This is a genomic window from Microcoleus sp. AT3-D2 (genome assembly GCF_036705715.1).
In the GTDB taxonomy this organism is placed as follows: Bacteria; Cyanobacteriota; Cyanobacteriia; order Cyanobacteriales; family Microcoleaceae; genus Microcoleus.
On record NZ_JAUBVE010000042.1, the window covers coordinates 1 to 23,896 of the forward strand.

Consider the following 23,896-nt stretch of genomic DNA (forward strand, 5'->3'; position numbering starts at 1 on the left):
TCTATCCTTGCTCTTCGCTGTGCTTATCTCAACGGTCAACTTTCAATTTGATGTATTTGCCAAACTGAGATGCACCCGGTTTAATGATTGTCCGCGCCAATATCAATGAGCGCATTGAACGTTACAGTAGATTGCTTACTGCTATTGAACAAGAGGAAGATTTATTCAATTCCTATTCACCGCTCCAGTTTACTCCGGAAGAGTCAAACAATATCCTTAGAGTCCTCGATAGTGACCTTTACCTAATTCAAAAAATTCGTCGTTATGTTTTGCTGCGCTTAGATGCTGCTCTGTCAGAAGGTGAAGCATCTTACAACTTCTCCAACATGACTGTCGAGCACGTACTTCCCCAAAATCCCGGGGCTAATAGTGAGTGGATGAAGTGGTTTCCTAGTCAGGAAGATCACACTCAATATGTACATCGTCTTGGCAACTTAGTTTTGCTATCTTGTGCGAAAAATACTCTGGCACAAAATTATGATTTTGATGTGAAAAAACAGAAGTATTTCACCACTAAGACAGGTGTTTCACCCTTTGCACTTACTACCCAAGTGCTGCGGGAACAGGAATGGACGCCAGAAGTAATGGCTCGACGGCAGAAAGAGCTGATTAATGTTCTCAAGAATCTTTGGCGCTTATAGGATAATTGAATTTGATATCAAATCGCTCTTATCTGTCCATCAGCACAAAACCATCTGCGTCCATCAGCGGTCAAAAAAATCTAAATTCCGCCAGCACAAACTTTACTTTTTAGCCCGCTGCTGCTGGTAAACGCTGACAACTTTATCGGCATAAGTAGCAGTTGCGCCACTTTTGCAAGCTGCGGATTCGCCAGTCATCCACCAGCAAGCGGCGCGGCGTACAGCGGCTGTTTCATTGTTGCTGCTAGCTTTGTATTCGTCGCGCAGCAAATCGCCCACGATACAGGTAACAATTGATTTGGCTTTTGTCGCGTCGGCCTCAAACTGTTGCGGTGTTAAATCTTGTTTGGTACAGAATTTTGCCCAGCGGGAAATATTGTTCGGTAAAACTTGCCACTGACTGTACATTCCGTCATTTGCGGCTTGTGGCGGGGCGGCTTGTCGCAGCGCTTCTACGAGGGCGGAAACTTGCGCGTCGGTGACTGCTTGCGCTGTGGCTGGAAGTGATTGCAATCCGAGGCTAATTATCAGGCTGCCGAATAGTAGATTGGTTTTTGCGATCGATTTAAAATTCATTCACAATGCCCTGTTTGATTTAAACTTTGTTTCCTCAAACAAGGTTTACTATTTTGTCGCTCGAATGCCTCTATCTTAAGTATGATTTGCTTGTAGAATGGACTGTCGATCGCACTTACGAGAGAAATTGTTAATCAAGTACGATAAAATCATGGAAGTACAACCCAGGGAAATTCGCAACTACCTGAGAGCAGATGGGACAAATCCTTTTGAAGATTGGTATAACTCGCTCCGGGATACCACAGGCAAAAATAGGATTCGGTTAAGGCTGAAGCGAGTCATGACTGGTAATCTAGGAGATTGTAAGTCCGTCGGAGAAGGAGTTTTTGAACTCAAAATTGACTCTGGCCCTGGATATCGGCTTTACTTTGGACAAGTCGGGCTGACAATTATACTTCTGCTAATAGGTGGAGATAAGAGCACTCAAGAGCGAGATATTGGCAAAGCTATTCAATATTGGAGAGACTATGAAAGACGTGAAAGCACCAACGAGTAGGAGTTATCAAGAATTTCTGATCGAATCTCTGAGAAATGCCGAAGAAGCAGCAGGTTATATCGAGGTGACATTGACAGAAGCCAGCGATGAACCTAAATTGCTCCAAATGGTACTCAAAGACGTTGTAGATTCTCGGCTAAAGTTCAACAATTTATCAGAGTCAGCTCAACTTCAATGGGAAAAGCTTGACAAGATGTTGACAGAAAGCGGCGGTTCGGAAATTTATAGTTTGGTAGCACTGCTCGAAGCATTAGGATTTAAACTAGAAATTACTGTCGCAGATACTGATTTGCCCACTGACTCGAAATCAACGGATTTTGGGGAATCAGAATTCTCGCCCGAACCAGCAGTAATTAATCCCAGTTAATGAGTAAATTGCGACCTCACCCTTTCATCACAAAATCTAACAATCGGTGAGCCATTTCTAGCTTGCTGCAAGGTGCAATTTCTACTTGCTTCCCGGTGGCATTAATTAATATTGCTTGATTGGTATTGCTGCCGAAACCTGCACCTATTTGATCGATCGGGTTTGCGGCAATTACATCCAGTTTCTTCGCTCGCAATTTCTCCACAGCAGGCTTGACAATATCCCCAGTTTGTGCTGCAAACCCGATTAATTTTTGGTGCGGCTGTTTCAATTTTCCCAACTCTGCCACAATATCCGCTACTGGTGTCAAAGGCAAACAATTCGGGAGCGATCGCTTCGGCAATTTCTCACTACTGTACTCGGCAGGTTTCACATCCGCTACTGCTGCAGCCATCACCGTCAAATCCGCATCGTGAAAGCATTGCAGCATCGCCTGCCGCATTTCTTCTGCACTCGCTACTGCGATCGCCCGCACACCTGAGAGCGGCAACTCGCCAGTTATACTGTGTACCAGCGTCACTGTCGCGCCGCGGTGCTGTGCAGCTTGCGCCAAAGCTATACCCATTTTCCCACTGGAAGGATTGCCGATAAACCGCACCGGATCGAGGTGTTCCCGCGTTCCTCCCGCACTGATCAACACCCTAATGCCCGCTAAATCTCGATCGCCCTTGGCATACAACAGCGATTCAATATGAGGCAAAAGCTCATAAGGTTCTGCCATCCGGCCGACACCCGCGCGATCGCACGCCAGCATACCCGCCCCCGGATTCGCAGCATGATAGCGCCGATAACTCAACACTTCACGCCAATTCCGCTGCACCGTCGGCTGTTCCCACATATCCGTATTCATCGCCGGTGCCAGCAAAATTGGGCAATTAGAAGCTAAGACAGTATTAGTCAGCAAATTATCAGCAAAACCCCCCGCCAACTTAGCCAAAGTATTAGCCGTCAGGGGAGCAATCACAAAAACTTCCGCCCATTCTCCCAATTGAATGTGCAAAGGGCGGCCGTGACTTGGTTGCCAAAAATCTTTGTCAGTAAAAGCAGGATGGCGGCACAGAGTAGCAAAAGTCAAAGGCGTTACAAACTCCCCAGCCGCATCAGTAAGAATAGCTTTAACTTCCGCTCCAGCTTTCGCTAAAGTTGAAACTACTTCGCAAACTTTGTAAGCTGCAATCCCGCCACTAACGCCGATTAAAATTCGTCTGCCCTTCATGATTTTTGGTAATACAGCAACCTTCGAGGTTATGAGAACTTAATGAATTCCTGAAACCATTGCGGAGAATTGCCCGATCGCATCTCCTCATTCCTTCTTCCTTCTTCCTTCTTCCTTCTTCCTTCTTCCTTCTTCCTTCTTCCTTCTTCCTTCTTCCTTCTTCCTTCAGCCATAAAAAAGAATCAAGAAAGAAATCAAGATAAAAACAGACTAAAATCCCTAATTCATCTGTTTAATCTGCAACAAAATATGCTGCTAACTTCTTCCTCAATTCCGTCGAAAATTTTGAGCTAGATTTTTCAGTCTATGCTTCGTCGTAGGCTTCCATATCCAGAAGGTGGAGATAAGGTTCAACTAGCTCCGGCCGCTGAAAGGCAAGCGATCGCAACAAATGCCAATCATTCAATCCCTCAAAAGGATCTGTATAATCGTCAACTTCCAAACGGACAGCCAATTCTGCCACGTCCTGAGAAGTAAGTACAGCTATATCGCGCGATGCTTTGGTTAAAGTTTTCATTTTTTTCCCCTGCCCGAGACTTCCGCCATACTATATACTAAACCTTTAATCAGATTTCGACACAGTTTCTACAACAAAACTTCGTATTACCTCTATAACTTCCGGCAGAATCTCGTGTCCCATGTTAAATTCTCGATACTGCACCGCAGATCCCCAAGCCGTCAAACTCTCGCGCGATCGCACAGCAGCGCTAACAGGCACAATAGTATCTTGAGTACCGTGTACGATTAAAACAGGTGGCAAAACACTCCCAGCAACTGGTGAAATCTGGTGTAAATAACCACTCAGACAAATTAAACCAGCTAAGGGCAAAGTCAATCCCACATCTAGAGTCATCGCTCCGCCTTGAGAAAAGCCACTTAAAATCGTGCGAGACAAAGGCACGCCCGTGCTGCTTTCCAAAGACAGCAAAAATTCCCTCAGCAATTGCCTGCTTTCTACCAATCCCTGAGCATCTTTGGTTTGAAGGTTATACCACGCTTTGCCGCTTGTTACCTGGGGATGGGGAAATGGGGCATGGGGAAATATAAACTGATAATCCGGCAAATTGAAAAAGGGTGCTAAGGAAGTCAAATCCCGAGCATTAGCACCCCATCCATGCAAAGCTACAATCAAAGCGACAGGCTTGCGATCGGTTGTAGGCGGAATGCTAATAGATTGTAAAGACATCGTAGTTAATAATTGGTAATCTGGTCTTGCTACAATTATAAATTGTTACGACGGGTAAAACCCCAGATATTTGCTTCCGGCAATATTCCACTGGAAATTAGCACGCGCTTGCCAATAACTATAACCGTTGACAGTTGACAGTTAACAGTTAACAGTAGACTGTTGAAAGTAGAGTACGAACTGCGAAACTTTCCCAAGTAAAGTGCAGATTGTTCACCTTTTCTAAATAGGAATTAGGGAGCATCTCATATTTGTAAAAACACTTCTTCTGGCTCCTTCCTTCTTCCTCCTTTATTCTGACTCTTTCCTCCTGTCTCCTGCCTCCAAACTCCAATTTCTAGCTTGGCTGGAAAAGTGATATCGTTTCCGGTTGCATCGGAATAATAAAATCGAGTCAACAGTTAACACTCAACCATTGAGTTTTTCCACCCCTCCTTCTACAGTCTACAGTCTACAGTTAACAATCACGGACGGTGCAACCGGAATTGATATGAGATGCTCCCAGTAAGACTCAGCTAGAAGCGAGATTTCTTCCCCTAATTCCAACTGGCACCTACCGCAGGTGAAACCTTAGAAACAGATTGCTTAGACTGTTGGCGCACCGGCACCTCAATGCAGAATTCAGTTCCCTCTCCCGGAGCCGATACGCACCTAAGCGAACCTTGATGTTTGTCCACTATTTGATAGCAGATCGACAATCCCAAGCCAGTACCTTTGCCTATAGGCTTGGTAGTAAAAAACGGATCAAACAAACGTTTCTTGACATTCTCCGTCATGCCCGTTCCATTGTCAGCAATTCGCACGCATACACAATTAGAACTTAAAGGTTCAGTGCGAATCCGAATAGTAGGTAAAAATCCAGAATGCGAGGCGTTGTTCTCGATACTTTTTTGAGTGTCTGCATCAGATAAAACATCAATAGCATTGCTCAAGACATTCATAAATACCTGATTCAATTGTCCCGCCCAGCACTCCACTAATGGCAAGTTTCCGTATTCTTTGATAATTTTAATGCCCGAAAAATCTGCTTTTGGTTTCAGCCGACTATCCAAAATCATCAAGGTGCTGTCAATGCCTTGGTGAATGTCAACAGACTTCATTTCAGCTTCATCCAAGCGCGAAAAATTCCTCAGAGAAAGCACGATCTGGCTGATCCGTTCAGCTCCCATATTCATAGATTTTAGGATTTTAGGCAAGTCTTCACTGATAAACTCCAAATCAATATCTTTTAGTTTCGCTTTCACTTCTGGCGTTGGGTTCGGATATTGCTGCTGGTATATTTTCACAAGTTCCAGCAAGTCTCGAGTATATGCGCCTGTATGGATCAGGTTGCCAGAGATGAAGTTGACAGGATTGTTAATTTCGTGGGCAACTCCAGCCACCAACTGCCCCAGACTGGACATTTTTTCAGTTTGGATTAGTTTAAATTGAGCTTCCTGCAAATTTTTTAGTGCTGTTTCTAGTTCAGCGGTGCGCTGTTTTAGTTGAATTGTACGATCGTACACTTGCTGTTCTACTTTTGCAGTACGTTCTAGAGACATCAACAGGTAAATCGTCAAGCTGCCAGTCATCAATAGCCCGATCGCGCCAATTGCCAGCGAACCCTGATGCGTCCTCATACTGTTGTACCCCTTCCCAGGCAAAACTAGCAGCTTCCACTGGCGGTCTGCTACGTTAAATAAGCGAGTGCAAGCACTAGGATTTTGACAGATTTTTCCCCGCAAATTAGTTAACTCTGGCTTTTCGTGTTTTGGGTTATCTATCAACTGCTTAGATTGTGAGTCGTAGCGAACCAGAAAGCGTTCTTTCTCTATAGCAGAGTTGTCATAGAGGTAAAAATTAATGTTGTCTAAATTTAGCGATTCTAAAGAGGAATCGACCATACTGGTGATCTGAAACAGACCCGCAATAACTCCCATGAGGTTTTGGCTGTCGTTGACCGAGTTATCTGCAGAAGTTGTGCGGCGGGCTACTGGTAGAAATACTTGCAATCCCGGTTGATTGTTGCTGACTAATCTAATCCGCGCGGAAGCCGCTATTTTCCCGGTATTCACCGATTTCTCTAAAGCTGCTTTGCGATCGGGGCTGGAGGCAACATCAAAACCGATCACTTTGTTATCTTCTTCTAATGCTTCTCTGTAAATAATGGGAAAGTATTCCGATCGCACTTTTGCTTTGACCTGCTTTTTGTCAGGAGTTCGTTCGTAAATTTGAAATGTCGGAAAACCTTCGGCTCGAATTGTCCGTTCGTAAGCTGTTTTTTGGGAAGCCGGCACGCGCCGAATCCAGTTAACAGAATGTATAGCAGTATTTCGGGCAAGTGCAGGTTGAGCGAATTGCTTAAAATCTTGTCGGCTAACTTTAGTAGACGCCCTGTATAATCCTTCAAGTGAGTACAGAAATTCTAAATTTTTATTGATGCTTTGCTGCAATGCCACATTCAGGCGATCGGCTTGCTGATGAAATTCAGCTTGCATTCGTTGATTTTCCGAATGCCACACAACGGCTGCGGCTGCCAATGACAAACTCGTACCTGTGCAAAGAGTCAGCGCTGCTGGAATGTAGTGACGGTGCGACTGTAAACTTTCGGTCAGCGAATTAAACCAATTGCTCGCAAAATTCATATTTCCACACCTTCTGCCACCGGAGTGCAATTGTTTAAAGACTTGTGAAGTTCCTTGATAGCACGATCGACAGCGCATAAACGAGATTGTCTAAAAACTTATGATCACAGCAATAGAACTTACCTTGAGAAACCCAATTTCTACGAAAATATTGGTGTGGTAACGAGAAATCTGGGGAGAAACCGGGTTTCTTAGCAATAGTGCATCCACGACTGAGGGATTGCCACCAATTGTAACTAAGTGTAACGAAGCGAGTTAAAATCTGGGCGATCCCCAAGTTATTTCCCCGGAAGAACCGGGGAACTAGAAAAAGCCTTGATCGGGTGGGGCGGGTACTCAATACCCACCCTACAAAGCCAACTTAAATGTGGAAGCGCTTACAAAACAGTCCCTATTTCCTTCAAATAAACCCGTGTAAACGGTTCATCATCCCCCAGAGTATACTGTTCGATCAATCCTTGGCGGCGAATAGAAATACTATTTCCTTCCCTCATCACAACAGTATCGTCATCAGTGCTTTCTCTGACCAACATCATCTCAGTTTCCCCCGGATTGTCCAGCACCACCATATTGCTGCCCCGATAAAACATTCCCTCAGCTTCCAAAATATCTTCGGGATATTCAGCAATTAACAAATCGAGCTTGGGATTCCGCAGCAAACTTTGCAAGTTCAGATGGTAATTCTTATTCAAAACTTTTTCAGAACGGTTAACAAAAAGTCCACCGCGACAAACAGCACCGATTGTCCAATCGGGATGCTGCAACAAAATATGGTCGATAGTTTCTTGTAGGTCATGTACCGAAATTCTGTTGAAAGTAATAATCGGAATTCTGGCTAATTTTCCCGATTCAAAGAAAGTTTCGATAATATGCGAAGGTACATCAACTCCTTCGCCGACAGCAGGGTTAAGGTGCATAAAAATTCCCGGCGCGGCATTGATCTCGATAATCCCAAAATTCCCGGTTTTCCAAGATTTAGCGAGAGTTTCTGTTACCACATCAATTCCCAAACAAGTTAACCGAAAATGTAGGGCGATATCTTGAGCCAAAACAATGTTATCCGGGTGAATATTGCGGGTAGCATCGATGCTGACGCCGCCTGCGGAAAGATTAGCGACTTTGCGTAGAGACACAGTGCGATCGCGACTTAGCACACTATCCAATGACAGCCCTTGTTCTTCCAGATACATTTCCATCGCTTCGTCGGATTGAATTTTGCTCATCGCCGAAGTTGGCGTATCCAAACGTTCTGGTTTGCGGTTTTCACGGCGGATCAATTCGCGAATTGTTGAGTCGCCATCACCTGTTACCGAAGCGGGCCGGCGTTCAGTTGCAGAAACAAATTTGCCGTCAACGCACAGCAGCCTAAAATCCGATCCTTTGATGCTGTTTTCCACAATTACTCGCACCGGGTCTGTTTCGGGAATGGCCTTAACTGCTCTTTTAAAAGCTGCCTGCAATTCCTCACCATCTCGGACATCTGCTGTTACGCCAATTCCTTTATGACCGACTACTGGTTTGATAGCAACTGGGTAGCCAATTTCTCTAGCAACTGCCAGAGCTCCGTTTTCTGTGGAGATGATATCGCCTTTGGGAACAGGAAATCCTAATGTAGCGAGAAAAGCTTTACAATCGTCTTTGCGCGTGGTAAAATCTGAGTCTAAATGGCTGTCAGAATCAAAAGTAGTTGCAGAGCCACGAACCAGTTTTTTACCATACCCATATTGCATTAGTCCTTCATCCCACAAATAAAATGCGGGAATGCCTTTTTGGGATGCCGATCGCATTAACGAATAAACTGTCGGGCCTCCGTAAACAGACTGCCGGAACATATTTTGCAGCGCGCCAATTTGTGATTCCAAGGGAAAGTCTTGATTTTGATTGATGGCTTCAAACCAGTCCCAAACTGCGTAAACTACTGCTCTGGCGGTGCGGGCATGAAGTGCTTCTATGCTGATTCTGTTAAAGTGAGAAAACGGCTTGATGTTCCAGTGTTGGAAGTGCAAACCCATGTCTAGTTTTGCTACTTCTGAGGCGGTACGACCGAACAGTTGGGCATGGTTCGAGAAAGTTTCGTGCAGCAGTTGCGGGTAGCGATCGCTAATAATTTCGTGGTAATGTGCGATCGGCAAAGGTTCGCTCGCGCCCGTTACCGCTAAATCAAAAACTAAAGCCGCGGTGTCTAAATAAGGGTTGGGCCCGATATAGTGTTTGAAGTTGAAAACATCAAAAATATCGGTTTTTCGAGCATTGACACGGGCTATTTCAGTGGTTTTTTCTTGCAGCATTTTCTAACCTCCTTTGAGCTAATTTTATACGGTAACTTTATAGTCGGTGCATGGGATACTACCTGCGGGCATAGATATTCCAGCAGTGAGATAAATACTCCGACCAATTCTGCCTTCAGTATTGCCCGAAAGGGGGAGTGGGAGAGTGGGGGAGATGGGTAGAGGGGGAGATGGTGAGAGTGGGAAAATATTCCTTCTTCCTTCAAAATCTGACTAAGCATTGATTACTAAGTATTGATGACTAAGCATTGATAACTAAGCACTTATGACTAATTACTACTTCCTTCCCCCCCTCCCGAAAAAAGCTATAACTTTTGAGAGGTACACTCTGTACTTATAATTGTTTATGACAGTGAAAGAAAATTTAAGAGGCAGCAAATTATGAAAATCGCACAAACTGCTCTCAGGGACAAAGTTCACCACTTAGCCGAGGAAGCCTTTCACCGGAAGCTAATTTCTGGCTACGGCGATGGTCAAAACAGCAACGAATATCAGATTGTCTGGAACGGCAAACCCAGGCACCTCCCTTTAGAACGGGCGAGTACCATATTGAGCAATTTGATCGAGCGATCGCACTAAGGGGCGATCGGACTAATTGAGGACTTACGCTCATCAATCCGATTTCTACGAGCAATCAGAGGAGGATTAGCAAAGAATCGGATCAGAAACCGGATTGATCACCGCGCGCGCGTGGGCCCTGTAATTTAAGCTCATTTCTTGACCCCTCCTATCTCCTGTTAGGGGGGGTAAGTTTGTTTTCTCGATCATCGAGGATGAGTTAAATAGATAGTCCTAGACGCAGAAACCGGTATTTTTTACCAGTCCCGGACGCAAAAGCTCTCTCAAAAACCGGGGTTTCTCAGTTAAGGTTTTCCGCTCACACGCAGAATTTTCGTTCCTATTTCCGGTTTCTTTAATCTAGTGCCTCCAGGACTGTTTACCAAAAAATTGGGTCTAAAGCCCCGTCCTTCTAGGACGGCTTTAATTTCCCCTTATTGCAAATAATTGTTAAATCTACGTATTTTGTAACTAAAAGCTTTCGCAAAAGTGATATGATTTTGTCATGATAGTTCTAGAGTTTAAGTTAAAAGGCAAAGCCGAGCAATATCGGGTCATCGACGAGATGATCAGAACAGCTCAATTTGTCCGAAACAAAACTCTTAGATATTGGATAGACAATCAAGGAGTTAAGCTAATTGATCTCTACAAACAATGCGCCATTATGGCAAAAGAGTTGGAATGGGCAGGCAAGCTTAACTCAATGGCACGTCAGGCTTCTGCCGAACGTGCCATTTTTGCTATCCAACGTTTTTTCGCTAATTGTAAAGCAAAAACACCAGGCAAAAAAGGCTACCCAAAGTTTAAGAAGCATACTCGCTCTGTCGAATACAAAACATCAGGATGGCTCCTTTCTGCCGACAAAAGATGTTTGACATTTAAGGACGGCTTTGCTGCTGGAAAGTTCAAATTAGTCGGTAGTCGGGATTTGCATTTCTATGCACCCGAGGAGATTAAGCGAATCAGAGTTGTGCGTCGTGCCGACGGATATTACGCACAACTTTGCATCAATGTGGAGCGAAAAGAGGAACTTATTCCGACTGGTAAAGCTATTGGAATAGACCTGGGATTGAACCATTTCTATACCGATAGCGATGGTGAAACAGTCGCGAACCCTCGCCACCTCCGAAAAAGTGAAAAAGCTTTGAAGAGATTGCAAAAGCGAGTTTCTCGAAAGAAGAAAGGCTCTGGCAATCGAAAAAAAGCGATCAACAAGTTAGGAAGAAAGCACCTGAAGGTTAGTCGGCAGCGTAAATACTTCGCCATAAAGACGGCGTTGTGCGCGGTAAAATCTAGCGATTTTGTAGCCTACGAAGACCTTCAAGTACGGAATATGGTCAAAAACCATAAACTTGCTAAGTCGATTAGCGATGCAGCGTGGTCACAATTTGCTCAATGGTTAGAGTATTTTGGAAATGTGTACGGCAAAACAGTAATTGCTGTTCCACCTCAATACACATCGCAAGATTGTTCAAGTTGTGGCAATACTGTCAAGAAAACGCTATCAACCAGAACCCATATTTGCGATTGCGGTGCGACGTTAGATCGTGACTACAACGCAGCTCGCAATATTTTGGTTAAAGGGTTGAAGCAAGCAGGAATTAATTTGAATTTAAATACGGTGGGGCACACCGAAATCAACGCTTGGGGACAGACCGATCTCTACTCTTTGATGGCAGCAAAACAGAGATAAGTTCGACTGATTGATCCAAGAATCCCCGCGCATTCAATGCCGGGGAGTGTCAAAAAACCATCGTTACAGCCCTGCGCCAGAGTAAAAAAACACCAGAACGCTATAGCTGTATGCGCCCTGGAGGGGTAGAAGTCTGAGATGTTTTTGGTATCTAGATATACCTTTTGGCCGTTTTCGGAAAAAAGAAGTTTGTGTTTTAGTGAAATTATTAATAAATTAACAGTGGAGATAATATGGCGAGCAACGAAATTCAGGGGAAGTTGCTAATTATTGGTGGTGCCGAAGACAAAGAGGGGGATTGCAAAATTCTGCGGGAATTCTTGCGCTGCGCCGGAGGCACTAAAGCTCACATTGTTGTCATGACGGCTGCGACAAGCCTGCCGGGAGAAGTGGGAGATAATTACATCCGAGTGTTTGAGCGGCTTGGCGCTGAAGATGTGCGAGTTGTTGACACCCAGAGACCCGAAGAGGCCCGCAATCCAGAGTATTTAGAAGCGATCGAACAAGCGACCGGCATATTCTTTACCGGCGGAGATCAATCGCGGATTATTAGCTGCTTGAAAGACACCAAACTCGACGCAGCAATGCACAAACGCTTCTCTGAAGGGATTATCATTGGGGGCACCAGTGCCGGCGCGGCCATGATGCCAGACATGATGATTATTGAAGGAGACTCGGAGACAAATCCCCGCGTTGATGTGGTAGCAATGGGCCCGGGAATGGGTTTCCTTCCAGGAGTTGTCATCGACCAGCATTTCGCCCAGCGAGGTCGTCTGGGACGCTTAGTTTCGGCACTCTTGCTGCAACCTGCCGTGTTGGGATTTGGTATTGACGAAAATACAGCTATTTTAGTCCACGGTGACGAGTTGGAAGTCATTGGCGAAAACGCTGTAACTGTCATCGACGAGTCGGAAAAACTCCACGACAATATAGATGGACTGTTGAAGGATGAGGCTTTAGCGATTTGCGGCGCCAAGTTGCACATCCTCCCCCACGGATACCGGTTTAACTTGAAAACTCGCCAGCCGGTGCTGCATAACGTAGCAACTACAGCACAGACAGAAAGGGCGATCGCCTAATTTACTTGCAACTGGCAAACCTCTTAAAATTATGTAAGGTGAGCACTACACACCTTATCCATTTTACCAAGTAGGATGCTTAAAAACCCAGTTTCTGTATCCAAAAATAATAAAAAGAAGAGGATTTTACCTCTTCTTTTATTGCTACGGTTTCGGTTTTTTTAAGCACTTTTCTGTTCGCCAAAACTCGACTGCTGCCCTTCTTCAGTCGATATTAAATTCCACCCTTGAGTTCTCAGCTTCTGAAATGTTGCCCATCCATTAGAACCACCCGGTTCCCGGTAGTCGGCTACAGCCCACTGCGGAAAAGCTGTATAAGGCCGCCACGCCTGACGGGCATCGGTACGCAAGTGCAATATCTTTTCTCCATTGCCTCCGAGTCTGGGCAACCAACACATTTGTTTTAGCATTTTTAACACTCCAGAGTTTTACAGTAACGGTAATTCGCCAACATCCCACATTAAACTTTTAGAGCCTTAGAGCCACTGCTCGGAATATCTAACGGGTAAGAGGGACGAATGAGATTTTCACCAATTACCAATTACTGAGGTAGCAGCAGTCGTTAAAGCTGATGAAAGGTTCTACAAAGTTTGCCAGTCACAAACTATAAAACAAGTGCTGCCAAGACATAAGCAAAAATAATCATTGCTATTCTCGGCTCAAACTTGGCTTAAAGTCAGGGGAAAAACCAGTAGAATAAAGGATTCATGTTTCTGGTTTCCCTTGCCTTATAATTACACGTCGATCCTCGCTCTTTCCGCATAAAATGACATCTTTCTACGGTATTACCCCTGTAGGCTAAAAAATGTTTCTTTAGTTACAAATGTTAAATGTTCACCACGATTTATTTAGTTATCAAAAGTTAAATTACTTTTCATACAATACTTCGGACAGTTTTTGATACCCAACCGTAGAATAAGGGTTTCAAGGCTCCAAGGCAAGTTCGCTACCAACGGAAAATCTAGGGTTTCAGACTACGAACTCAAAACAGTCTGGACTATTTTTCATAAATAGCACTTAATAATTTTTAGTTACTTTAACTACATTTTTGATTAAAATCAGGTTTCCGAGTGACTAGGGGCGCACCTTACTCGCTAGAGTTCGCACTACTAAATCCTCCGGGTGCGCCCCCAAGCACGTTACAACATAAGAGTTAGAGGTTTAACTCTTAAGAACGATGGCGGCAGATTTGCAAAATTGTAAAAATCAATACTAATCACACTTATAAGTTCTGCAAACAAGGTATTCATGGCCGCTGCAATTGAATTCAAACTCTTCGCTCCGAACAACAAAGCAGCTACACTGCTCGGCTCCTTTTCCAAATGGGCAGAAATTCCCTTAGAAAAAGATGATAAAGGTTATTTCTGCACTAACATTAAGTTAGAAGACGGTATTTATCAATACAAATTCCGAGTTCAGTCGCAAAGTCCATGTTTTGAACCGGACGAATGGGTAGAAGTCAATGACCCCTACGCGACTGAAATTGACCGCACTACTGATACAAGTACAGTTCGTATCAAAGCCGGGGAACGAATTATTGATACCTATGTTTGGCAGCACGACGACAAAAAGCTCCCCAATAATGAAGAATTAGTCGTTTACGAAATGCACGTTGCTGATTTTTCCGGGTCGGATGGTTCCGACAGTCGCGGTAAATTCCAGGATGTGAGGGAGAAATTAAATTATCTGTGCGATTTGGGAATAAATGCGATCGAACTAATGCCAGTTAATGAATATCCGGGCGATTATAGCTGGGGCTACAAAGTCCGCGATTTCTTTGCCGTAGAGTCCAGCTACGGTGGGCAGATTTGAAGCAATTGATTGACGAGTGCCACGGACGGGGCATTCGGGTGATTCTGGACGGGATTTACAACCACTGCGATGAAGAATGTCCCTTATTGCTAATCGATCGCAATTATTGGTACTACCGCGACAAACACTATCCCGAAGATCCCGCTAACTACTGGGGCCCGGAGTTTAACTACGAAAACTTCGACCCCAAACTCGGCATTCGTCCTGCTTGGAAATTCATCGGCGATGTCGTTAATTTCTGGATTCAAGAATATCATATCGACGGCATTCGCTACGATGCTGTGCGGCAGTTGGACAATCGAGATTTCCTACACTGGATAACTCGTGAAGCGAAAAAAACCGCAGGCGACAAGCCATTTTACAACATAGCAGAACACATTCCCGAACTTCCCGAACTCGTGGCTGCGGACGGGCCGATGGACGGGTGCTGGCACGAAAGTTTTCGCATTTTTGCCATAGAAAATCTCGCGGGGGATACTTTCGATATCGAAAAGCTCAAGCAAGTTCTGGAACCCAAACAACAAGGCTATAAAAACACAACTAATGTTATCAATTATTTAGCCAGTCATGACCGCGACCACTTGCTGGCAGAAGAAAGCTTTCGGACTCTAGACCCAGAAGCGGCTTTTAAACGCGCTAAATTGGCAGCGGTTTTGTTAGTGACAGCAGTAGGAATACCGATGCTGTGGATGGGCGAAGAGTTGGGGCAATCTACTCAGCAAACTCCCAACCAGCCGAATAAACTGCAATGGTCTTTGTTGAAAAATCAGCCCAATCATGAGTTGTTGGAATACTACAAACACGTGATTCGGCTGCGGCAACATTTGCCGGCACTTTATACCGAAAATATTGAATTCATCCACGAAAATCCCGAAGCCAAAGTGCTGGCTTATTACCGCTGGAGCGATGAGGGAACGCGAGCAGTAGTTGTCGCTAATTTTTCGGATACTTATCTATCTGGTAACAGCATTCCTAAGTTTCCGGCTGGGGGAACTTGGCACGAGTGGATGTCTAACAAAATAGTAGAAGTTGGGGAGGAAGGGTTTAAGTTTGATTTGCCGGAATGGTCAGCCCAAGTATTTGTTTGAGAGCCGGAGAATTATGTCTCCAGGCAGATGATCGGCGTAGTTGTACAACAGTAAATTGTATTGAGAACGGGCGCACCAAACTCAACAAACCGGGTTTTTATACCTAGGTGGATGGCTGTAAGGATACTTTTTTGTAAAAAACTCGGTTTCTGCATCCAAAAGTGCGATCGTAATTCCTGGTATTGAGAATAACAATTACAGGGCGATTTGCCAACCGTGAATTAACACGTCAATTAACACGTCAATTAACACAAACTTTGTCGGAGGACAAACTCTATGGGCTGGTTAAAAAGATTGTTTGGTTTAGAAAAACTAGAAAATCAAGAAACTGTTGACGCTCCTGCTTACCAAGCACCTGTTGCTCAAGCTCAAGCTCAAGCTCAACCTGCTGCGAGCGCTCAGACAATCCCGCCGGAACGCATGGGATTGAACGGAGAATATGATCAAAGCGGTTTAGCTAAACGGGTGGCTCAGGCTTTCGATGCAAATCCAGATGTGGCGGATATTGAGACTGTTTATGTGGCTCAACTTGGCACTACGGTGGTTCTCAAAGGTACAGTTCCCAGTCAGGAAATTGTCAACAAGTTGGTGACAATTGCTAAAGGTGTGAAGGGTGCAACTGGGGTGGAAACTAATGAAGTTACTGTCGGCTAACGCGACGGTTATTTCTAATAGTTAGCTGTTAGCAGTTAACAGTTAACTTAACTGCTAACTGTTAACTGTTAACTGTCTTTTTTTATCTATCATGGTTTCAATAAAATATATGACAGGGGAAACCTTAGAACCTACTCGGGGTAAATTAGAACGGACTCTTTCGCAGGGAATTCAAGCTTTGTACCGCTCTCAACTCGGACACCCAACGAGTCAGGCGCTCTGCAATCTTTTGGATAACAAATTGATAATTGTTGTCGAAAATGGGCTTACTCAACCGGAAAAACTGCTGGCTCAGAACGGTCAGGAAGATTTGGCTTTGCAGGTGCGGACAGAATTAGAATCTCTTCTGGAATTGCCACTGAAAGAATTAATCCAAAAGGTTTTGGGCGTGGGAGTCACTGATTTGCTCCGCGATGCGACCTTGGAGACAGGCCGCACTGGAACGATCGCAATTTTGGACTCTGCACCTCAAGTTCGTGATTCTAATTATAAATCTAAAACTCAACCAAAACCAGTGGAGAGTTGATGTGCTGGCGGATAACTGTTTCTAAATCTTTGATGTTAAAAGGTTTGGAAAGGTATTCCGTGCAGCCTGCTTGGAGAATTCGAGCGCGGTCTTCTGGTTTTGCTAGTGCTGTGACAGCAACAATCGGAATATGTCTGAGATCGGGGTTTTGTTGGACGCGCTTTACGACTTCCATACCGTCTATATCCGGCAGGCAAATGTCGAGTACGATTAGGTCGGGAGGTCGATCGACTGCTGCTGAAAGAGCCGCGTACCCGTCAACTGCTCCCACGCAGTCGCAGCCGAATAAATCGAGTATTTGTGTCAGCAGCTCTAAGTTGTCCGGATTGTCGTCTACAGCCAAAATTACAGGACGCTTGTCAACCGGGGGTTGACCGCTACTGAAAGACGAGGATTCCAATTCATTGCTCCAGTTAGGGTAGTTCATAAATGCCGATCGAAACGCTCAAAAAATTTGTTACCGAGGCATTCTTCAAGTGGCGCTGCGGCACTTGACACAGATTGGCTCGTATTTCTAGCTCTCCCATGACCAGTGTTTGGTCTACTAAGCCGATACAATATCGCTACAAGCTGCAGGCAAAAAGACCGCAGTTGATTAACCCCATAGCATCTGCTTAATTCTACATCTCCCAGCGCCCATTACCAGGTGAGGCTGTCTTGGTGCGTCAGCCTTGGTAAAAATACGCAATAACTACGAAAAATCTTACCAATAAAGCATCCTCGCTTAATAGCATTGAAGAGTGGCGACAGCTTTTTAGGATATTAACTACATTAGACATGGGTTCCCATACAGGGATCTACCTAAAGGAAGATTCTAACCGATACTTAATTTTAATAACTTCCACCTGCTGAGAGATACTTGATTACTCTAGTTTAGGCTTCAATGTTTTTAACTCAATTGGCGTAAGTCCCACACCGTAACTCTACCCGGTTCGGTGTTGGGATATAAGCCAAACAAAAATATAGAAAGAGTGGGCATATAGAGTTGATTTGAGTTAATATATAGATGGTTGCGACCCACTCACTCGGCTGTAATAACAAAACGGTCATAGTAGCAGTAATATGCTTACCGGGAAACTGCGAGAGAAAGGAGGAAAAGGCAGACCGCTGGTTAGTATGGTATGCCCTGCTGTAAAAAATAACCCATGTTTGTTGTACGAAAAGAGTTTTTGGTCTTAGGAAATAGGACTTCTGCGTGGGTTCCCTACGAGGGGATAAAGGGCGTAAAAACCCAGAGATGCTGTGTAAGACTCCGATCGTCTTTGATGACGAATATTCAGCAATGAATATCCCCAATAGAGCGACGGCAAACGAGACACGAAGCCCGAATTATAACGGTACTCCGTTTAGTTTGGGTATTTCACGTAGTAATCATCACAATTTAAGCAAGTAAAAAAAATCAGTTTTTACTTGAGATTTACCGGATATTAACCTAGGAGGTTTTAATGACAATTCCAATCAGAGACGACCTGACTTACATTTTGCTCAAAAAGATTGCCAGCGGCAACGGCAGGGGAGAGTCAGAAATTAGGAACGCAGCGGAAGAATATGTCGGTCACCCGGTGGCGGAAGCGGAATTGCTCGGTCATTTGGACTACCTCAACCAAAGGGAATTTATCAAAGCTCAGTTTAGTGGCGAGCCTTATGGAGGAGCTGAGTTAGCGCCGCCTTTAGTGGCATTTCAAGAAGCTGAGTTAACAGAAAAAGGCCGCAAACTGTTACACAAAATGGAGACGAATCCTCCGACCTCGCTCCACCAGGAAGGATCGGCAGTTCCTATCGCTTCAAAGGATATGCCGTTTTTGGAAAAAGTGATGGTAAACGGTCACTTGGAGGATATTTTTGATGCCCGCGACATTACCGAAGTAGTGTACCGGGTCATGCGCGACGTGATGACAAAAGACGCCATCGAGCACGTGGAATCTGAATTGCACAAAGAAGTTTTGCCTACGGATGACAAAACCCTGCAACAAGAAATAGCAGACCTCTGGAAAGATACCAATCCGCTGGTGGGATTGCTGAGCCGGATACGTCAGCCTTTGACCGGCGCGCCTGCACCTTTGGGGATCGATGGCAATTTGTTTGCACGGAGGGTGGAATTAGAAGGCGCACTTCCTTCAGGAGTAAAACCGGAAACTGCGATCGCGGCTGTATTTTCGGCAACGAAGGATGAGCTGTCCGAGGAGCGAATTCAGGAAATAGCTGGCTTTTTGCCGGACAGAATTCGGGGAATTTGGGAGTCGGCTTAACGAGACCTTTTAAAGTATAAATACTTACCAGCCGGCTTGACCAACGAGTATTCTCCCTCCCGAGGGCAGAATACTCGTTGGTCAAGCCGGTTTCTCTATTACGTTGTGTCTTGTAGCTGTGTAATTGCTTTGTAATGAGGACTTGAGTCCCGATCAAACTCGATCGGACTTTCGTCCTCACTAATTGTCAGATCGCTCTTTCCTTGCCTTGTAAGTGCTGTGAAACACCCGGTTTATCACCGAAATATGTCGAAAAACCCGAAATATCCCTATAAACCGAGTTTCTGGCTCTTGGGTTGGGTCAAGTCTCTAGAGGGAGCGAAAGTGTTGTAATGTATAATACAGGGCAAGTTAAGACTGTGGCTCGCAAAAATGCTGTCAACAGCCCGGGAGATCAAAAGCGATGACCCGCACCAAAGTTAGACAAATGTCACGATCGACTTTAAAACAAGAGATTTTACTCAATCGAATTACCAATCGCATTCGCAACTCTTTAGAACTGCAAGAGATTTTGACGACAACTGCGCGAGAAATCCGCAGCTTTTTAGAAAGCGATCGAGTAAAAGTTTATCGCTTTGAGGCAGACGGTAGCGGTGAGGTCATTGCTGAGTCCATCAACGGCGACAAATTGCCATCTATGCTGGGTTTGCGCTTTCCACCAGGCGACATTCCCTATAGTGCTCGGGAAATGTTTCTCAAAGCGCGGCAGCGAGTGATTGTAGATGTGGAATTGAAGCATCAAACAATTAATCGGTTAGATTGTCCCGAAACCGGCAAAACTTTAGCAGTTGAAGATATTAGCTATCGTCCTGTAGACCCCTGTCATGCTGAATATCTAAAGGCTATGGGGGCACGTTCTTCTCTGACGGTGCCGATCGTGCATCAAAATCACCTTTGGGGACTGTTGGTGTCTCACCATAGCCAACCAAAACGGTTTAGCGATCGAGAATTGAAAATGGTGCAGTTGCTTGTGGATCAACTTTCAATTGCGATCGCCCAATCTTTTCTACTCACTCAAGCTAGACAGCAAGCGCGCGACGAAGCCGTTATCAACCAAATTACCAGTTTGCTGCATTCTCCTCTGGAAATCAACGAAATTCGGAAAGCAGTTCTGGAACAAACAGTCAAGCATTTGCATGGTTCGGGAGGGCGACTCTACATTGCAGCCGAGTTTGGCGATCGGCCGGCTTTGCTTTATACCTGTGGCCAACAGCCCACGGACATCGACCTTGAACTCAGCCCGTTTTGGCAGCAGATCATGTGGTTTGACAACCAAGGCGATCAAACACAAACTGCTAATCATACCAGCCAATTAGGTATTTTTGAAAATCTATATTCCCAGCATCACAGTTCAATTGACAGCAATGTTTCCAGTTTTCTCGTACCGCACTTGTACGCAATTTCTGATATTTCTAAAGAATCTAAACTTAAATCTGTATCTGCCAATTTAGTCGCAGCTTCCATTCGATCATTTTTGGCAGTACCGCTGCAATATCGCCAACAGTGCATCGGCTGTCTCACCGTTTTTCGCAGCCCTATAGAAACCGAAATTTTGTGGGCGGGCCGTTGCAGTTCGGACGCCCGGCACGATCGTCCCCGACAGTCCTTTGCAGCTTGGAAAGAAATCAAAAAAGCCGAAGCTCAAAAGTGGACCAGCGAGGAACAGAAGCTAGCACAATCTTTAGGAACTCACCTGTACATGGCTGCAATGCAGAGGCGCGTCGAGGCGATGATCCGACATCAAGCTTCTCACGACCCATTAACCGGTTTACCTAATAGATTACTCTTTAACGAAAGGCTGTCTTTAGCTTTAGCTAGCGCTCACCAAAATGGAGAAATGCTGGCGGTAATCTTTCTAGATTTGGATAGATTTAAAAATGTTAACGATACTCTCGGTCACCCAGTGGGCGATTTGTTGCTGCAAAGTGTATCTCGGCGTTTGACTAACTGTTTGCGCGTCGGGGATTCGATGGCTCGTTGGGGCGGAGATGAATTTACTGTGCTGCTGTACAATATCAACACCCCAGAGGAAGCAACTAAGATTTGCCAGCTAATTATCCAGAGTTTAAGCAGTCCTTTTGATTTTGAGGGCCTGGAACTTTATATTAAGGCTAGCTTGGGAATTGCTTTGGCTCCTTACGACGGAGAAGATGCAGAAACTTTGCTAAAAAATGCTGATGCTGCGATGTACAAAGCTAAACAGAAAGGCCGCAATAATTATCAGTTTTACACGCAGGCGATCGGCAGTAAAGTCTCCGAGGCTCTTAACTTAGAAAATCATCTTTACAAAGCTCTAAAAAACTCAGAGTTTGTCCTGCACTATCAACCGCAAATAAACTTAAAGACTGGCAAAATAGTGGGGATGGAAGCTCTGATTCGCTGGGAGCATCCCGAACGCGGTTTGATTTCTCCCGATCGATTTATTCCCTTAGCTGAGGAAACAGGATTAATCTGCCAAATTGACGAATGGGTGATGCGGACTGCTTGCTTGCAAAATCGAGCGTGGCAGTTACTGGGATTGCCGCCGATGCGGATAGCGGTAAATTTATCAGCCCGGCAGTTTCTGCAACCTCACACGGTACAAATCATCGCGGAAATTTTATCAGAAACCAAGTTAAATCCCGAGTATTTAGAAATAGAAATTACCGAGAGCATTGCCATGACAGATGTGAGCTTTACGGTGTCGGTATTGCAGCAGTTGCAGGACATGGGAATTCACATTTCTCTGGACGATTTTGGCACCGGTTATTCTTCGCTGTGGTCTCTGAAAAACTTTCCCCTCAATAACTTAAAAATAGACAAATCTTTCGTGGCAGATTTGGTGACCGGCAGCAGCGGTGCTACTATTGTGAAACTGGCGATCGCCTTGGGACAGGGCCTGAATTTACAGGTGATTGCTGAGGGAGTGGAAACAGCAGAACAGTTGGCGTTTTTGCACTCGCATCAGTGCGATATGGGCCAGGGTTACTTCTTTAGCAAACCAATACCGGCGGCGGCTATAACCCAATTGTGCCTAGAAAATCAATCTGGGAAATAATATCGATTCCGCTTGCACCGTCCGTGATTGTTGACTGTTGACTCACAGTGAACAGTCAACAGTGAACAGTCAACAGTCAACATTCAACATCATTCCGGTGTAACCGGAAATGATATTACTGCCAAACAAACACTTTCGCTTCGTATTCCGGCAAGTCAATCATAATATTGTTATCGCCAGATTCAATATCATAATTGCCCGTCCATTCGTGCCAATTTCCGTTTGCCGGGAAGTTGGGAACGGTGTAACCCGCTAGATAATTTTCCGACCAATTAACCACTACTACAACTCTCGAACCTTCATCGTTCCAGCGAGTGTAAGCAAAAACTTTAGAGTCGGGGTCTTCGTGGAAAAAGTCGATGTTTTCTGTGTAAAGTGCTTGGTTATTTTTACGCAGGTGAATCAAGCCTTTGTAGTATTCCCACAAACCTTTATTCAGGTCATTTCCTAGCAGCGTCCAGTCAATTTTAGCTTGCTCAATTGTTTTGGCTTTGTATTCGCCAAATTCTTCGCCCATCCAAATCAGCGGCACGCCAACTGCTGTCATTAACACCACCGTTCCCAACTTCGCCCGCTTGAAGGCGGCTTCATCCAAAATCCCGCGATCGCCCAATTCGGCAAAAACGCGATCGTGGTCGTGATTACTCAAATAATTGACTACATTCGTAGCACCCAAGAAACCTTGCCGCTTGCAGTCGATTACCTCTTTGAGCAGTTCTAAATCAAAATTGTCCCCGCAGAGTTGTGGAATTATGGAGTGATAGAAACTGTCGTGCCAGCAGCCGTCCATCGGCCCGTCTTGATTCGTGATGCTGGGATTTTCGGGAATGTATTCGGCAACGGTATAAAACGGTTTTGGGCCGGCGGCGTTTTTGGCTTCTTGAACTATCCAGTGCATGAAATCGTAGTTAGCAATTTGTCGCGCCGCATCGAAACGAATGCCGTCGAGATGATATTCTTGAATCCAGAAGCGGACTGTATCGCCAACAAATTTGCGCGCCGGGAAAGTGCCTAAGTTTTCGTCGTAGAATTCGTAGTTAAATTCCGGGCCCCAATTGTTGTCAGGATCGCGGGGTTCGTGGTGGTACCAATAATCGTGATCGATTTGAGTGAGGGGGCTCGATGCTTCCGAGTGGTTGTAAATCCCGTCCATGATGATGCGAATACCGCGGCCGTGACACTCGTCTATCAGGTTTTTGAGTTCTTCTGTGGTTCCGTAGCTGGACTCGGTAGCGAAGAAGTAACGGGGGTTGTAGCCCCAACTGTAGTCGCCTGGGTATTCTTTGAGGGGCATGAGTTCGATCGCATTGATGCCGAGTTCGACTAGGTAATCGAGTTTTTCGACGACGTGCTTGTACTTGCCGCGGGCGAAAGGATCATCTTCGCCGCCGGAAAAGTCAGCAATGTGCATTTCATAAATCACTAATTCCCGATCGGCCGGTAGCGGCTTATCGTCGTGTTTCCAGACGTAGGTATCGACAATGCGATCGCCATCTTTGATCCGAACAACGCCGTTTTGAGTGGGATTGTCGATGTCAGTCGCGTAGGGATCGACCACATCTACCCACTGATCTGCTTCCACAAACCAGCTTTTCGACTGAACGCGGAATTTGTATTGATAAACGCCATCTTCCAACTTAACTCGCGTGCGGAAATAACCTTCTTCGTCCTTTTCCATCGGAATCTCTTCCCAATTAGAAAAAGAGCCCATCAAGGCAGCTCCTTTGTTGTATGGAGCAAATAACTTGAATTCAATTGGAGCGACCATAATACCTCTTTCTAAAATATTTCAGTAGCAGTTGATAC

At 45.1% G+C, this 23,896-nt stretch carries 20 protein-coding genes and 1 pseudogene; 11 read left to right on the plus strand and 10 right to left on the minus strand.

All coding sequences use genetic code 11. The annotated features are described in order from the left end of the window. Positions 1–83: 83 nt before the first annotated feature. The gene (locus QUB44_RS17830) at positions 84–641 is read left to right on the plus strand and encodes an HNH endonuclease family protein (protein WP_333369661.1); all 558 of its coding nucleotides are present in this window, start codon (positions 84–86) and stop codon (positions 639–641) included. 102 nt (positions 642–743) lie between these two features. Here QUB44_RS17830 and QUB44_RS17835 read toward each other — a convergent pair whose 3' ends face one another. Next, a complete protein-coding gene (locus QUB44_RS17835; RefSeq protein ID WP_333369662.1) occupies positions 744–1,217 on the minus strand; it encodes a hypothetical protein in 474 nt (157 codons plus the stop codon). Between the two features lie 151 nt (positions 1,218–1,368). Between QUB44_RS17835 and QUB44_RS17840 the strand changes: the two genes are divergently transcribed. Next, entirely contained in the window at positions 1,369–1,713 is a 345-nt protein-coding gene (locus QUB44_RS17840; RefSeq protein WP_333369663.1) for a type II toxin-antitoxin system RelE/ParE family toxin, read from the plus strand. Beyond that, positions 1,685–2,080 (plus strand): transcriptional regulator, encoded by a 396-nt coding sequence (locus tag QUB44_RS17845; RefSeq protein ID WP_333369664.1) that lies wholly within the window; start codon positions 1,685–1,687, stop codon positions 2,078–2,080. Before QUB44_RS17840 ends, QUB44_RS17845 begins: the two co-directional genes overlap by 29 nt. 16 nt (positions 2,081–2,096) lie before the next feature. On the opposite strand, the gene coaBC is transcribed toward QUB44_RS17845, so the two are convergent. The 6 genes from coaBC to QUB44_RS17875 form a co-directional block, all read right to left on the minus strand. After that, positions 2,097–3,296, minus strand: coding sequence for a bifunctional phosphopantothenoylcysteine decarboxylase/phosphopantothenate--cysteine ligase CoaBC (gene coaBC, locus QUB44_RS17850; RefSeq protein WP_333369665.1), 1,200 nt, complete (start codon positions 3,294–3,296; stop codon positions 2,097–2,099). Positions 3,297–3,325: 29 nt separating this feature from the next. Then, a complete protein-coding gene (locus QUB44_RS17855; protein ID WP_333369666.1) occupies positions 3,326–3,469 on the minus strand; it encodes a hypothetical protein in 144 nt (47 codons plus the stop codon). A gap of 131 nt (positions 3,470–3,600) precedes the next feature. Then, complete coding sequence (gene isiD / locus QUB44_RS17860; protein ID WP_006632739.1) at positions 3,601–3,813, minus strand: protein IsiD; 213 nt, start codon at positions 3,811–3,813, stop codon at positions 3,601–3,603. Positions 3,814–3,858: 45 nt separating this feature from the next. Continuing rightward, a complete protein-coding gene (locus QUB44_RS17865; RefSeq protein WP_333369667.1) occupies positions 3,859–4,482 on the minus strand; it encodes an alpha/beta hydrolase in 624 nt (207 codons plus the stop codon). Between the two features lie 536 nt (positions 4,483–5,018). Continuing rightward, complete coding sequence (locus QUB44_RS17870; RefSeq protein WP_333369668.1) at positions 5,019–7,106, minus strand: CHASE domain-containing protein; 2,088 nt, start codon at positions 7,104–7,106, stop codon at positions 5,019–5,021. Positions 7,107–7,483: 377 nt separating this feature from the next. Further along, positions 7,484–9,394, minus strand: a complete 1,911-nt coding sequence (locus QUB44_RS17875) for an ATP-binding protein (protein ID WP_333369669.1) — start codon at positions 9,392–9,394, stop codon at positions 7,484–7,486. A gap of 381 nt (positions 9,395–9,775) precedes the next feature. Here QUB44_RS17875 and QUB44_RS17880 point away from each other — a divergent pair, with 381 nt between their 5' ends. The 3 genes from QUB44_RS17880 to QUB44_RS17890 all read left to right on the plus strand — a co-directional run bounded on the left by QUB44_RS17880 (position 9,776) and on the right by QUB44_RS17890 (position 12,724). Further along, complete coding sequence (locus QUB44_RS17880; protein WP_006632734.1) at positions 9,776–9,973, plus strand: hypothetical protein; 198 nt, start codon at positions 9,776–9,778, stop codon at positions 9,971–9,973. A gap of 484 nt (positions 9,974–10,457) precedes the next feature. Further along, entirely contained in the window at positions 10,458–11,645 is a 1,188-nt protein-coding gene (locus QUB44_RS17885) for a transposase (RefSeq protein WP_333369670.1), read from the plus strand. Positions 11,646–11,878: 233 nt separating this feature from the next. Further along, positions 11,879–12,724 carry a cyanophycinase gene (locus QUB44_RS17890; protein WP_333369671.1) on the plus strand — a complete coding sequence of 282 codons (846 nt, stop codon included), beginning with the start codon at positions 11,879–11,881 and terminating at the stop codon, positions 12,722–12,724. Positions 12,725–12,885: 161 nt separating this feature from the next. On the opposite strand, the gene QUB44_RS17895 is transcribed toward QUB44_RS17890, so the two are convergent. After that, entirely contained in the window at positions 12,886–13,134 is a 249-nt protein-coding gene (locus QUB44_RS17895) for a hypothetical protein (RefSeq protein WP_333160654.1), read from the minus strand. Positions 13,135–13,989: 855 nt separating this feature from the next. Here QUB44_RS17895 and QUB44_RS31210 point away from each other — a divergent pair. From QUB44_RS31210 to QUB44_RS17915, 3 genes and pseudogenes are all read left to right on the plus strand, one after another. After that, positions 13,990–15,621: pseudogene (locus QUB44_RS31210) on the plus strand (alpha-amylase family glycosyl hydrolase); the annotation flags it as partial. Between the two features lie 279 nt (positions 15,622–15,900). Continuing rightward, positions 15,901–16,278, plus strand: a complete 378-nt coding sequence (locus QUB44_RS17910) for a BON domain-containing protein (RefSeq protein WP_333160649.1) — start codon at positions 15,901–15,903, stop codon at positions 16,276–16,278. Between the two features lie 109 nt (positions 16,279–16,387). Continuing rightward, positions 16,388–16,804 carry a DUF2294 domain-containing protein gene (locus QUB44_RS17915; protein WP_333369672.1) on the plus strand — a complete coding sequence of 139 codons (417 nt, stop codon included), beginning with the start codon at positions 16,388–16,390 and terminating at the stop codon, positions 16,802–16,804. On the opposite strand, the gene QUB44_RS17920 is transcribed toward QUB44_RS17915, so the two are convergent. Next, positions 16,773–17,231, minus strand: coding sequence for a response regulator (locus tag QUB44_RS17920; RefSeq protein ID WP_333369673.1), 459 nt, complete (start codon positions 17,229–17,231; stop codon positions 16,773–16,775). The two genes, QUB44_RS17915 and QUB44_RS17920, sit on opposite strands and share 32 nt — an antisense overlap. Before the next feature lie 1,018 nt (positions 17,232–18,249). Here QUB44_RS17920 and QUB44_RS17925 point away from each other — a divergent pair. Both QUB44_RS17925 and QUB44_RS17930 read left to right on the plus strand, forming a co-directional pair. Continuing rightward, positions 18,250–19,053: a DUF2267 domain-containing protein gene (locus tag QUB44_RS17925; protein ID WP_333369674.1), complete on the plus strand. Its 804-nt coding sequence runs from the start codon at positions 18,250–18,252 to the stop codon at positions 19,051–19,053. 403 nt (positions 19,054–19,456) lie between these two features. Further along, positions 19,457–22,090, plus strand: a complete 2,634-nt coding sequence (locus QUB44_RS17930; protein WP_333369675.1) for an EAL domain-containing protein — start codon at positions 19,457–19,459, stop codon at positions 22,088–22,090. 115 nt (positions 22,091–22,205) lie between these two features. Here QUB44_RS17930 and QUB44_RS17935 read toward each other — a convergent pair whose 3' ends face one another. Then, on the minus strand, positions 22,206–23,858 hold the full coding sequence (locus QUB44_RS17935; protein WP_333369676.1) for an alpha-amylase family glycosyl hydrolase: 1,653 nt from the start codon (positions 23,856–23,858) through the stop codon (positions 22,206–22,208). Between the last annotated feature and the right edge of the window lie 38 nt (positions 23,859–23,896).